Consider the following 269-nt stretch of genomic DNA (forward strand, 5'->3'; position numbering starts at 1 on the left):
GCCTGGGAAACCTCCCACGTCCACCTCGACATCCACACCCCCGACGACGAAGATCAGCCCGTGCGGGTACACGCCATCGGCAACGCCACCTTCCTGCGCCTGCCCAAACTCCTCGACCAGCTCGAAGCACTGCCCCCCGGCCGCGACATCGAACTCGACACCAGCCAACTACGCCACCTCGACCACGCCTGCGCCGCCGCCCTGACCAACTGGGCCGAACAGCACCGCCGCAACCAGCGATCGGCGGAACTCGTCTCCTGACGGCAGGC

At 68.0% G+C, this 269-nt stretch carries 1 protein-coding gene; it reads left to right on the top strand.

The window, feature by feature from the left end; translation table 11 throughout:
* Positions 1-261 (top strand): STAS domain-containing protein (locus ADL29_RS12840; protein WP_157878482.1); only part of this gene is annotated, 261 nt, incomplete at its 5' end.
* Positions 262-269 lie beyond the last annotated feature (8 nt).

Origin of the sequence: Streptomyces chattanoogensis (assembly GCF_001294335.1) — a bacterium.
Taxonomy (GTDB): domain Bacteria; phylum Actinomycetota; class Actinomycetes; order Streptomycetales; family Streptomycetaceae; genus Streptomyces; species Streptomyces chattanoogensis.